Source organism: Bradyrhizobium sp. USDA 223, from assembly GCF_044909005.1.
Taxonomy (GTDB): Bacteria; Pseudomonadota; Alphaproteobacteria; order Rhizobiales; family Xanthobacteraceae; genus Bradyrhizobium; species Bradyrhizobium yuanmingense.
Genome location: NZ_JBIYDR010000001.1, coordinates 734538 through 747491, shown reverse-complemented (window position 1 = coordinate 747491; position 12954 = coordinate 734538). Strand labels below are relative to the sequence as shown.

The window sequence follows — 12954 nt, the reverse complement described above, 5'->3', positions numbered from 1 at the left end:
GTGGCAGGCCGCCATGACCATGAGCTGTGAGCTCGCTTTGTTACTTGGCCGCCCCCTACGACTTGCCCGGCTGCGCTGCGAGCGCGGATCCGTAGATGTCGTGCAAGCCACTGGCTCCTGAGACGAAGGAGAACCAAGCATGCAAATCGTCGGCATGGACATCCACCGATCGTTCGCCCAGGTGGCGATCCTGGAGGACGGAACAATAATCCGACAGCTCCGCGTAGATCTCGTCCACGATCGGCTTGTCGCCTTTGCCAAGACACTCAGCCTCGAGGATGAGGCGGTCATCGAGGTGACGGGCAACAGCGCGGCGGTCGAACGTATTCTGCGCCCGCACGTTAAGCGCGTCGCCGTCGCCAATCCGAGGCTCGTTCGGGCGATCGCCTATGCGCGAGTCAAAACGGACAAGGTCGATGCTGGGACCCTGGCAAAGCTGCATGCTGCCGGCTTCTTGCCGGAGGTCTGGGTTGCTGACGAGGACACCTACAGCCGCCGGCGCCAGATGGCCGAGCGAGCTGGCGTCTTGGCGCAGATCATCCGGATTAAAGGACGCATGAAGGTTATCCTGCATGCCAACCTCATCCCGCCCTACAAAGGCTATCTCTTCGGCAAGCGCGGACAGCATTGGCTGGACAGTCTGCCTCTTCCATCGGAGGAGCGTGCAATGCTCCGGCGTCTGATCGCGGAACTCGAACGCGTGACGAAGCAACTGTCGGAGATCGACAAAGTCGTGGCCCAGCAGGCTCTGGACGATCCACGGGCTCTCAAGCTGATGACGATCCCCGGCGTGAGTTCGGTTGTCGCATCGAGTGTACTGGCCTCCATCGGCGACATCGCGCGGTTCCCGTCGCCGGATAAGCTCAGCAGCTATTTCGGGCTGACTCCGCGGGTTCGGCAGTCAGGCGAGCACCCGGCACGGCATGGCCGGATCTCGAAGCAGGGCAACCGTGACGCCCGCAAGATGCTGGTTGAGGCGGCGTGGTCAGCCAAGACGGCGCCGGGTCCGTTGCGAGCATTCTTCAACCGCACGCAGAAAAAGCACGGGGCCGGGGTCGCAGCCGTCGCGACGGGGCGCAAGCTCGCCGTCATGATCTGGCACGTCCTGACGACCGGGAAGGACTACGCTTACGCGCGGCCAGCGTTCACGGCGATGAAACTCCGGAAGGTGGCTCTGAAGGCTGGGGCTCCCCGTGCCTACGGCAAGGCTGGCCCGGGCCGGGACTATTGGATCAAGGAATCCGCGAACGGGAAGCTGGCTACGTCGCACGCGTCGAGCAGGCCTACGAACGCATGGTGGCTGCCTGGAAGGAAAAACCAAAAAAAATTGCTACGAACTGAAGGTAAGAGCTTCTCAACACCATCCGTCGTCATGCAAAGCCGTCCGTCATCAAGGAAGCGGCCAAATGCATCCAAGCGGTTGAGACAGTAATTGATCGCTTTGGTCGTATCGTTGTTCCTGGAGAGCTTGGCGCGCTGCTCGCGCAACCACGACTCCAGCTCGACGATCAGGGGCCGGCTACGCTCCTGGCGCACACGCAAACGCTCCTGCGCAGTAAAACCATTGATTTCGCGCTTGATGGCGAACGGAACATCGATGCGCTTGACCGCCTCGGCCGCGATCGGCGCCTTGCCGAGCCGCGCGAGACCAAAGAACTTGCGTCTGCCGTGCGCCCAGCACGCGGCCTCGATGGTCGGGCCGCCCTTGCGATTGGCCTCGTAGAGCCTGCCAAAGCCGGCGTAGGCGTCGGCCTGCATCAGTCCGGCATAGCCTGCCAGATGCTGCTCCGGATGCGCACCGCCACGGTCGGGCGAGTAGAAGAACATTGCCGCCGGCGGGTCTGGGCCGGCAAACGGACGTTCGTCGCGCACGTAGGTCAGAGCCGGCCGGTTCGGGTCAACGCTCACGACCGCGCCTCTTAAGCGAAGCCGCTTGAAGTGATTTGGGACCTACTCCTGAAAGTCGATCCCGAGGGGCCTACCCTCATCGCTGCCACAGCTTGTGCAGACAGATTTTCAGATTATTTCGATCATCCTTTCCGTGTGCTTCTGCAGCACACTGTCGTCCGCGTGGATGCGCTCGGCTGCGAAGACATGGCTCCGGATCGCGTCGACCAGAGGCATCAGGGTTACCGCGGAGGCACCTACCCAGTCCGCGAGCGTCGATACGTCGAGATCGATGCCTTCACGCTGGTAGACGTCGCCCTGACGATGAAGCGGCAGGTGCAGGCCGTACTTGGGGCACCATCTAAGCTGTTGATATTTCTCGATGTAACAGTCATTCCCGCTCCTTTTTTTCCAGTGTTCGGGGCTGCGCGCCGCTATGGCTTATGTGTCAGGGGTTCGAGCCAGTGGAATCGCGTTTCCCGTGGCGCATGTTTGTCGTCACGTTCGTGTAGCCAGCCGCAATCGCGGAGACTATCTCCACTGGCTGCGCAGCTTCTATTCGGAAAGCACCGGGCGCGTCGCGCGTCGGCCGACCGTTGCGCTCCGAACGCAAGGTCACACGTTCGAACCCGTGTCGGGTGCGCCAATTCCCTAGGTTGTACAATGCGATATCGCGCCCGGTACCGAAACTTCAGCTTCGCCATATTCGAGCGAGCAAGCAATCTGGAGAAAAATCGCACTCCTGTCCGCACTGCGCTTGCACAACTGTCTGCGCAGACTCGATCATTTCTCTAAGACTGCGGCCAATGAAATGGCCCGAAAAAGAAACGAGGGCCGAGGGCCCTCGCAGTTTGGGAGAAAGAGAAACATGCAGCTTCGAGACGCCGTCATGACATGGTTGGCATGACAAATTCAGCACCTGCTCGTATTCCTGTCGGCCAGCGGCTGGTCACGGTCTTCATTCGCGTATTGAAGCGGACGCCTTCAGGGCCGTGCATGTGGTGGTCGCCGAAGATCGATGCTTTCCATCCACCGAAGGAGTGAAAGGCCATCGGCACCGGAATCGGAACGTTGATGCCGACCATTCCGACCTTAATCTGATGGGCGAATTCACGCGCGGCATCACCATCACGTGTGAAGATGGCGGTGCCATTGCCGAATTCGTGTTCATTGATCATGCGCGCGGCTGTCGTGTAGTCCGGCGCTCGAAGGACTGACAGCACCGGTCCGAAGATCTCTTCCTTGTAGATCTTCATGTTCGGCTTGACATGGTCGAACAGGGTACCGCCCACGAAGAAACCATTCTCATAGCCCTGCATCCTGAACTTGCGTCCGTCGACCAGCAACTTTGCACCCTCGGCGACACCGGCATCGATATAGCTCCTTACCTTCTCCAGGTGCTGCCTCGTGACGAGAGGCCCCATCTCCGCTTCGCGGTCGGTACCCGGCCCGACCTTCAGGCCTCGGACCTTGGGTTCGAGCGCAGAGATCAGCTTATCCGCCGTCCCCTCGCCGATCGGCACGGCAACCGAGATCGCCATGCAGCGTTCGCCGGCGGAACCGTAGGCGGCCCCCATCAACGCATCCACCGCCTGATCCATGTCGGCATCGGGCATCACGATCATGTGGTTCTTGGCGCCACCCAGCGCCTGGCAGCGCTTCCCGGTGTTCGCGGCCGTCGAATAGATGTACTGCGCGATAGGCGTGGAGCCCACGAAGCTGATCGCCGAAATATCTGGGTGATGCAGCAGCGCATCGACAGCTTCCTTGTCGCCTTGCACCACGTTGAACACACCGTCCGGCAGACCGGCTTCCTTCAGCCACTCCGCCATGATGAGCGACGCCGATGGGTCGCGCTCAGATGGCTTCAGAATGAACGCATTTCCGCAGGCGAGAGCCACCGGGAACATCCACATCGGAACCATGACCGGGAAATTGAAAGGCGTGATTCCGGCGACAACACCGAGCGGCTGGCGAGTAGAATAGCTGTCGACGCGGGTACCGACATTCTCGGTGAGTTCGCCCTTGAGGAGCTGCGGAGCGGCCGTGGCAAACTCGACCACCTCCATTCCGCGCTGAACTTCCCCGAGAGCGTCAGAGTGAACCTTGCCGTGCTCGGAGACGATTACGTCGGCAAGCTGATCTGCGCGATCCTCGACGATCCGCAGAAAGCGATTGAGGACGCGTGCACGCCGAAGAGGCGTCGTGTCGGCCCAACCCTGCGCCGCCCTCTTCGCGGCGGATACCGCGTCCGCCACCACGACCGCGTTGGCGGCCACAACACGGCCCGTCTGCTCACCCGTTGCCGGGTTGAAGACGGGCAAACTGCGTTCAGTGCCGCTCGGGACCTGCTTGCCATCGATGAAATGATTGATCTGCGTGACCACGAACGTCTCCCTGTTGATTTTGGTCAGATGCGCGCCCTCGAGTCAGGCCGCTTTCATTCCCGCCATGTATTTGCCGATCACGCGCTTGTCGGCGCCTTCGGCTGACACTTCATGGACTATGCGACCCGCGCTGATGACGAGGACCCTGTCGACTAAGCCAAGCAACTCGTCGAGATCCTCCGAGATGAGTAGCACTGCGGTTCCGCGATTCCGCGCCTCGAGGATCCGGCGGTACGTTTCTTCGCACGCAACGAAATCAAGCCCGAACGTTGGATTTGACGCGACCAGCAGGCGAACGTCCTGCGTGAGCTCCCGCGCCAGTACGGCCCGTTGCACGTTGCCACCGGACAGCGTGCTCATGCTTGCGGTCAGGCTAGGCGCCTTGACACGAAATTGAGCGACCAGCCTCTCGGCCTGCTGGGCGAGCGCGCCGTAGTTCATTGCGATACCACGGCAGAGCGGCACCCGATCGAAATTACGCAGGGCAAGGTTCTCGGCCAGCGACATGCGGTCGATGCAGGCGTTCTTCAGGGGCTCTTGCGGCAGTCCATAGACGCCGAGGCGGGCGATTTCCCTTCGCGTACCATTGAACGGCGAGCCGGACACGGTCATCGTACCGCTTCGATCCCGCTGCCCCATCAGGGCCTCGACCAACTCCAACTGTCCATTTCCGGATACCCCGGCAATCCCGACAATCTCCCCTGCCCGCACCTCGAGCGAGAGATCTTTCACAGCGGGAAGACCATTGTCGCCGTTCACGCGGAGGTCGCTGATGGAGAGGATAATATCGGACCTCGGCGGCGATTTCGGCGCGTGCTGCACTATCTTGCTGACGGGCTCTCCGATCATAGCTTCTGCCAGAGCGTCGTCCGTCAAATCGGCGACGGCGCCCGTTCTCACCGACACGCCTCGACGCAATACCGTCACGTCGTCGGCGAATCGGCGCACTTCATGGAACTTGTGGCTAATCAGGATGGCGCTGAGTACGCCCGTCCGTGTCAGGCTGCGAACATGGCCGAGCACTTCATCGGCTTCTGCCGGCGTCAGCACCGACGTCGGTTCGTCCAGGATGAGTAGCTTGCGCCCGAGATAGAGCTGTTTAACGATCTCGGCCTTCTGCTTCTCGCCCGCAGAGAGCTGCGAGACGCGTACATCGAGTGGCACGTGAAACGGAAGCTTCTTGGTGACTTCGGCCAGCCGCCTCAGCTCGCTTTGCCAGTTGATATAGGCCGGCAATCTCGCACCGCTGACGACGAGATTCTGCGCCACCGTCATCGACGGCACGAGAGTGAAATGCTGATACACCATGCCGATGCCGAGCGCATCGGCATCCTTCGGCGAGTTTAGCCGGTGCTCGCGCCCATCCACCTGGATGTGACCCTCGTCCGGATGATAAAAGCCCACGAGGCATTTGACCAACGTGCTCTTGCCGGCGCCGTTCTCCCCTAGCAGCGCATGGACGGTGCCCGAGCGGATCAGTAGCGACACGTTGTTCAAAGCGAGATTCGCTCCGAAACGCTTCGTCATGTTCCTGAGCTCGACTTGCGGAGCGGTCATCGGACTATCCTCCCAGGATGAATTCCCGTCACGGCGCTTCTCACCGGTGCAGCTTGAGTTCGCCCGGCGCATCGGCGAACGGAGCGGCGCGCGACGTCGAGGCAACCATGATCGCCAGCGTCAGGATGTAGGGGGCTGCATTGAACAGGTAGTAATAGCCGGTCACGCCAATGCCCTGGAGCGCAGGACCGAGAGCGCCCGCCCCGCCGAACAGCAGCGATGCGCCCAGCGCGTTGACCGAACGCCAGCGCGCAAAGATGACGAGCGCGACGGCCATGATGCCTTGGCCACTCGACAGGCCTTCGCTCCAGCTTCCCGGATACGAAAGCGACAGGAAGCTGCCGCCGATGCCGGCGAGAAAGCCGCCCGCCATGGTCGCGATGATTCGTACCCGCAGTACGGGAAAGCCAAGCGCGCGTGCGGCATCCTCGCTATCTCCCACCGTACGCAGCATCAGCCCCCAGCCGGTCCTGTTCAGGAAAAGGTAGACCGCAAAAGCCAGTGCAATTCCGACGAAGAACAGTGCGTTGACGTCCAGCGCAGCTCGCACCTGCGGTACGGTCGACCAAAACCCGAGTCCAATCGAGGGAAGCGGCGGCGCTTTGGGCTCGATCAAGGGTTTGCCCAGGAAGAACGCGAGGCCCGTCCCTAGCACGATCAGGCTGATGCCGATCGCGGTGTCATTGACGCGCTTCACACTGCACAAAAGGCCATGCAGCAGCCCGAATGCCATTCCGGCAAGTCCGGCCGAAAGCACGCCGAGCCAGGGCGAGCCGGAGAGGTAAGAGATCGCGTACCCCGCCATGGCACCGAGCATCAGAGTGCCCTCGAGGCCCAGATTGATACGGCCCGATTTCTCGGTGATCAGCTCACCGATGCTCACGAAAATGAAGGGTGTCGACACACGGATCGCCCCACCCAGGATCGCGAGCGGCAGCGCAAGCCAGCCGATTGATGTACCGTCCATGCCTTTACCTCCGCGTCGTTTCTCGGAGTTGTTGCGCAATTGCATCCGCGACGAGGACGCAGACGAAGATCAGCCCCTGAAACACCAGCATTGTCGCATCCGGCAGTCCAAGACGTCGTTGCAGCAGGCTGGCGCTTGCCTGCATGCCGCCGATCAACAGCGCGACAGCGACAATCGCAAGCGGCTGGTGCCGCGCCAGGAATGCGACGAGGATTCCGCTATAGCCGTAGCCGACGATGAGTGAGGAGTTGGCCGTCCCCTGCACGGCCGCCACCTCGATGGCGCCGGCAATTCCCGCCATACCACCTGCCACGACCGAGGCACCGATGATCCAGCGATTGACGGCAAGGCCCATCATCCTCGCGACCCGGGCACTTCCGCCGACCACCCGCAGCGCAAAACCCCAACGCGTGTAGCGGAGCACGACATGTGCGGCGATCGCCAGCAATAGACTGACGGCAAGGCCGGCGTGAACGCCCACACCTGGCAGCGTCGGCAGCATGTAGGACGGATCGATAGGGTGGGTCGACGGCTTGTCGAGACTTGCCGGATCGCGCAACATGCCTTCGGTCAAGTGGTGGAAGACGGCGATTCCGATATAGGACAGCAGCAGGCTAGATATCGTTTCGTTGACGCCGCGATACTGGCGGAGCACACCCGCCAGACCGAACCAGAGCCCTCCGATCAAGGCGCCGGCCAGCAACATCAGGAGTTGCATGGGAAGCGCGTGCGCTCCCGCGAAGGGCAACGTCACAACGGCACCCGCGAGCCCGCCGAGCACCAAGGCCCCCTCGCCGCCGATAATCACCAGCCCCGCTTGCGCGGGAATCGCGGCGGCCAGCCCCACGAGTACCAAAGGAGCGGCGCGTGACAAGGTATCCTGCCAGGCGAAGCTGCTACCGAAGCCGCCCTGGACGATCAGACCGAACACCGTGGCGGGGTTCTGTCCGTACAAGGCCACGAACGCCGCGAAGATAGCCGACGCAAGCAGCACCGCCAGGACAGGCAAGGCCACGCTCAGTTGAGCTGCGGTTACCAGCGGCTTCGAAGGCACGGGTTCGATTCCGGAGATCGAAGACAAGAGCGCCTCCTACACTTGGCCGATGATGCCTTCGACAAGATAATTGATGCCGTCGAGCGCACGGTCGTTGCTGCTCTGCATGATTCCGGCAGGGATGACGACGTTGCCCTTGTTGTCCTTGAGCGGGCCACTATAGATCACGCGCGTACCGCCGATGAGGTCTGCCCGCGCCGTCTCGGCCGCTGCGCGCGCCTCAGGCGTAACAAGTTTTCCAAAAGGACTGTTCTTGACGAAATGATCGCCAAGCCCGGCACGGAGATAGTGCTCCGGCTTCTTGCCGCCACGCACGCTGCCGGCATAGACGAGGTAGGGCGTGATCCAGTTCCACTCGGCCCCGGTGAGATAGCCGTTGGGAGCCACATCGGCCTGACTCGAGTGGTAGCCGCATGACATGACGCCGCGCTTCTCCGCCGTCTCGATCACGACCTTCGGGCTATCGACCTGGGCGGCGATGACGTCGGCCCCCTGGTCGACCAACGTGTTCGTCGCTTCGGCCTCGCGCACAGGAAGCACCCAGTCGCCAGTGAAGATGACCTGCACCTGAATGGCCGGATCGACCGAGCGCGCGCCAATCGCGAACGCATTTATGCTGCGCAGAAGGTTGGGAGTCGGCTTCGCCGCGACGAGGCCGAGCTTCTTGCTCTTCGTCATGTGGCCGGCGACGATTCCCGAAATGTACTGCGCCTCGAAGATGTAGGCGTAGAACGTGCCGATGTTCTCGGGCATGCCCGCCGTCCACACGCCGCCGGTGTGAGCGAAGGTGACGTCCGGATACTTTGCCGCCATCTCCAGAACGTGGGGCTTGAAGTAGCCAAAGGACGTCGCCAGGATGAGTTGAGCGCCGTCCTGACGGATCATGCCTTCCATGCTGCGCTGGGCCGCGATCGTTTCCGGAACGCGCTCCTCCTCAATCACCTTGATGCCGGGTTGTTTCTTGAGCGCCGCGGCGGCCTGCGCGTGGGACTGGTTGAAGCCGTAATCCTGCTTGGAACCGGAGTACAGAACTCCGACCGTGAGCGGCGTCTCCGCGCGGGCAAAGGTACTCTTGAGAACGAATGGTGCGGAGCCGGCAGCGGCCAGCATCTGGAGTACCGAGCGACGGTCGACAGGCCTCAAAGTCATGTTCCTCTCCATTGAAGATTGCAATCAGCACAAGTCACGACGAAATTCGCTCGGCGGTGGACAGCAGGCCGGGCGCACCACATGCGATGAGATCGGCTTCCAGCTCCCGTCTTTCAGCAGCGGACAGCGGCGTGACCGGCGAGCGCACGGCGCCGCCGGCAAGGCCGATCAGATCGCACCAATGCTTGACCGCTGCGTTCGGCATGTGACCGCGCTTCAGCGGGTCCATGATCCATTTGTTGAAGATGATCCGCTGCGGCGCGAGTGAAGCACAGATGCGTGCTGCTTCGTCCGTCCGTCCGGCCGCAAGCAGTGCCACATAGTCCGCGATCGGGCGAAACTCGCCGCGTTGATAGAGGTAAGGCTCGGGGTCAGCATAGAGGATCGACTGACCCTCGGTCTGCATGTTGGCGAAGAAGTTCTCTTCCAGCGGGTCCGACACCAGCACGCCGTTTCGCGCAGCCTGGCGAAGCGCCGCGTTCTCGGCTGCGTTGCCTGTCGTCTTCAGCAGCTTGAGATTGGGTAGTGAGCAGAGCTGCGTGAAAACGCCGGGATCCAATGGACTGCCCGCGGCGGTTCGCGCGTTGAAGATGACGATCGGCATCTCCAACCGGACACAGATGTGGTGCAGATACGCGAACTGCTGCGCAGGGGATCGCGGCCCGGAGGTTGGGACCATGAGCACCGCGTGGCTGACGCCAAGCCGGCGCGCGTGCTCGCCGAGATCGATGGTTTCTTCCACCGAGGGACCCGAGATCACCACGGAAATCCCAAGGCGCCCCCCCGCCTCGTCCGCAATGACCTCTATGACACGCTTTCTCTCCTGCAGCGTGAGCGACCAGACTTCGCCGATCAGCCCATTGCAGAACACGCCCGCCAATCCGGTTGCGATGTAGTGGCGGACGTTCCGGCGGACTCCGGCCTCGTCGATGGCACCGGAGGCGTCGAAGGGGGTGTGAATCGCCGCCCAGATTTCCGGGATGTTCTGCCCGATCGACATGCTCGCTCCCCTCATCCGACCGGTCTATTCTATTTATCATGATAAACCGGATTTGCATGAATATGCCTATTATGAGAAAAGTGTCAATCAATGAGTCGGGTCTTTCTCTGGCCACACGCTTAGTTCCCGCCAGAACCAACCTTGGAACTCATTGGTAGCTTTGGAGAATTCGGGAATGACGATGGAGTTAGAAAAATTGCCGCGGCCGGGGGGCCGGCTGAAAATTCAAAAGCGCGCCGACCTCGTTACCGAAGAGATCAAGCAGCTGATCACCCAGAAGAATCTCCGTCCGGGCGACAAGCTTCCGATGGAGAAAGAGCTTCAGCGGCTGTTTTCGGTCAGCAAGAGCACGATCCGCGAGGCGCTCAAGTCCCTCGAGGTGCAGGGACTGATCACCATCAGCACCGGCCCGACCGGCGGGGCGACGATCATGGAGGTCCCGCTCGAGCGCACCTTTCAGCTGTTGCAGAACTACCTGTTCTTCAAAGAGGTCAGCATGGAGGACATCTATGCGGCCCGGCGCTTGCTGGAGCCGGAACTGGCTGCCGGCTCGGTGCCATTTCTGTCGGACGAGCAGCTCGACGCGCTGGAGCACAACATCGAAACGTGCCAGCCTACCTCGCAGGAGCCGTCTCTTCTGGTTCGTCAACGCCAGGCGGATCTCGACTTTCACGACATCCTGGCTGCAGCAAACCCCAATCCCTTCCTGCGCTTCGCATGCGAGCTGATCAACGAGATGCTCCGTCGGCTGGTTGTCTTCAGCACCCAGACGCCTCCGGAAGAGCACACGCGATTTGGATGCGCCAACGTCAAGATTCACACGGAGATCGCCAAGGCCGCCCGTGCACGCGACAGCGAGCGCGTGCGCGCGCTCATGAAGGCGCATATGGAGGAAGCTTCGGAATACGTGAAGCGGTTGGATGGCCGTCTCGACGGCCGACTGATCCTAGACTCGGAAATGGCGCCGCGCCCGCGACCACTGTCCTGAAGCGCGGCCTGTTCCGCCACGATTGCACCGGCGCGAGCTTGCGCGAGCATTGCGTCTGGACAGTCCTGTGAGCCTGTTCTCCTGCCCGATCTAGCAACCGCATGATTGGCTCGCTTTGCTCCCGAGAGACCTCAGCAGATAGGTGACTGCGGTTCACCGATGCTTGCAAAGTTCTCATTTGTCGACCAGTTCCGCCTCGACGCAGACTAGCCCCAAAGTCAACGCTCTCGAGCGTTTTGGGGAGGATACGTGCTTCTACAACGCCAGCTGGCGTCCATTCAGGTTGCGGGCGACAAGCCCGGACCCGCGATGCGCCTGCGCTGCAAATCCTCGACATAGATGAATTTGTTTCTCTCGGCCAGGATCGCCGCCGACAGCGTCCGTTCACGCCGGCGGCTGGCTAACCGGGCAGAGATCACGTGAGAAGCGCTCCGAAGCCGGCTCTGCTGCTGGACTCCGGACGCTCAGGAGAGGAGGAGGAAGGGATGAAGTTCAGGACATTTCTCGGCGCGGCTGCAGTGCTAACGCTGGCTGCTGGTTCGGCGCTGGCTGCCGACAAGGATGCCGCCGACACAGCGGTGGAAGCCGCGAAGAAGTACGCGGGTACAACGATCAGCATCGTCTGGGAGGCTGGCCTCCAGTCGCTCGACCCGCTGAACTATTCGGGTCCGCAATGGGAGAAGCTCACCGGCATCAAGGTGAAGGTGGTCGAAGTGCCGACCGACCAGATGTTCACCAAGATCATGCAGGATTTCAAATCGGGCGCCGGAGCTTATGACGCACTGAACGTCATTCCGTCCTGGATGCCCGATCTTGCGCGTGCAGGCGCGCTCGAGCCTCTCGACAAGTATGTTGACAAGTTCGGCTACCGCGACGAGCTGCAGGACATCGCGGCCGCGTACCGCGATAACCAGATGCAGTATGACGGGAAGATCTACGGCTTCCCGGACGACGGCGACGTTATGTTGCTCTACTACCGCAAGGACATCTTCGACGATCCGAAGATGAAGGACGAGTTCAAGGCCAAGTTCGGCTATGAGCTTGCCCCGCCAAAGGACTGGAAGCAGTTCGACGAGATCGGCCAGTTCATCACCGACAAGATGGCGCCGAAGGTCTACGGCGCCGGATTCTTCCGTACCGCGCCCTATCCGCAATACATGTTCCAGGAGCGCTTCCGCATGGAAGGCGGCAAGTTCTTCAATGGCGACACCATGAAGGCCGCGGTGAATGGCGAGGTCGGTCTCAAGGTGTTCAAGCAGATGGTGGCGGAGAACAAGTTCATGCCGCCGGGCGTGGAGCAGTGGAATTTCGTCGACAACCTCGCCGCGTTCCTTCAGGGCACGACCGCGATGACGATCTCCTGGCCGCCCTACGGCCGCTGGGCCGCGGGCTATGGCTCGGGCGAGCAAGCTTTGAAGTGGGTGCCGAAATCGCAGGTCGCCGGCAAGGTCGGCTACGCGCTCACGCCTCTCGGTCGCCCGGAGCTCGGCGTCGGCTTCGACCTGTCGGTCTCGGCCACCAGCAAGAACAAGGAGGCCGCGTATCTGTTCATCCAGTGGCTGAACAGCAAGAAGACCAGCCTCGAGCGCGTCCAGCTGCCCTATACGCTGCGCGATCCGTTCCGGCTCTCGCACTACGCGAGCGAGAAGTATCGTGCGCTCTGGCCTGACGCTGCCGCCTATCTCGACACCATCAAGACGTCCGGCGAGAAGGGGCTGCTCGACCTGTCGCTGCTGCAACAGGACAAGTACGACGAGGCAATGACCAAGGCGATCTCGAGCCTCTGGGCCGGTGAAGATCCCAAGGCCATTCTCGATCGCATGGCGCAACAATTCGACGCCATCACCGAGAAGGTCGGCGTCGAGAACCAGAAAGCCGTCTACAAGGTCTGGGCCGCAAAGCCCGGCGCCTACCCGCAATAACTGACTGGATACCGCACGGGAGGCATCGCCCTCCCGTGCGGTG

Annotated in this window: 9 protein-coding genes and 2 pseudogenes; 3 read left to right on the top strand and 8 right to left on the bottom strand. The window is 61.6% G+C overall.

The genetic code is table 11. The features are described 5' to 3' along the window. Positions 1-154 precede the first annotated feature (154 nt). A pseudogene (locus ABIA40_RS03010) lies at positions 155-1341 on the top strand (IS110 family transposase). A gap of 21 nt (positions 1342-1362) precedes the next feature. Here the strand turns inward: ABIA40_RS03010 and ABIA40_RS03005 are convergent. From ABIA40_RS03005 to ABIA40_RS02970, 8 genes and pseudogenes are all read right to left on the bottom strand, one after another. Further along, positions 1363-1872 (bottom strand): annotated as a pseudogene (locus ABIA40_RS03005) (transposase); the annotation flags it as partial. Positions 1873-2016: 144 nt separating this feature from the next. Beyond that, positions 2017-2181 carry a transposase gene (locus ABIA40_RS03000; RefSeq protein ID WP_404546147.1) on the bottom strand — a complete coding sequence of 55 codons (165 nt, stop codon included), beginning with the start codon at positions 2179-2181 and terminating at the stop codon, positions 2017-2019. A gap of 593 nt (positions 2182-2774) precedes the next feature. Further along, a complete protein-coding gene (locus ABIA40_RS02995; RefSeq protein WP_404539005.1) occupies positions 2775-4274 on the bottom strand; it encodes a CoA-acylating methylmalonate-semialdehyde dehydrogenase in 1500 nt (499 codons plus the stop codon). Between the two features lie 42 nt (positions 4275-4316). Beyond that, positions 4317-5831, bottom strand: coding sequence for an ABC transporter ATP-binding protein (locus tag ABIA40_RS02990; protein WP_404539002.1), 1515 nt, complete (start codon positions 5829-5831; stop codon positions 4317-4319). Between the two features lie 40 nt (positions 5832-5871). After that, positions 5872-6798: an ABC transporter permease gene (locus ABIA40_RS02985; protein ID WP_225125409.1), complete on the bottom strand. Its 927-nt coding sequence runs from the start codon at positions 6796-6798 to the stop codon at positions 5872-5874. 4 nt (positions 6799-6802) lie between these two features. Continuing rightward, a complete protein-coding gene (locus ABIA40_RS02980) occupies positions 6803-7879 on the bottom strand; it encodes an ABC transporter permease (RefSeq protein ID WP_225174447.1) in 1077 nt (358 codons plus the stop codon). A gap of 9 nt (positions 7880-7888) precedes the next feature. Further along, positions 7889-9001, bottom strand: coding sequence for a BMP family ABC transporter substrate-binding protein (locus ABIA40_RS02975; RefSeq protein WP_370157819.1), 1113 nt, complete (start codon positions 8999-9001; stop codon positions 7889-7891). Positions 9002-9035: 34 nt separating this feature from the next. Next, a complete protein-coding gene (locus tag ABIA40_RS02970; RefSeq protein ID WP_370157818.1) occupies positions 9036-10001 on the bottom strand; it encodes a dihydrodipicolinate synthase family protein in 966 nt (321 codons plus the stop codon). Positions 10002-10152: 151 nt separating this feature from the next. Between ABIA40_RS02970 and ABIA40_RS02965 the strand changes: the two genes are divergently transcribed. After that, positions 10153-10989, top strand: a complete 837-nt coding sequence (locus tag ABIA40_RS02965; protein ID WP_370100214.1) for a FadR/GntR family transcriptional regulator — start codon at positions 10153-10155, stop codon at positions 10987-10989. Between the two features lie 485 nt (positions 10990-11474). Next, on the top strand, positions 11475-12911 hold the full coding sequence (locus ABIA40_RS02960) for an ABC transporter substrate-binding protein (protein ID WP_404538997.1): 1437 nt from the start codon (positions 11475-11477) through the stop codon (positions 12909-12911). Positions 12912-12954: the final 43 nt, after the last annotated feature.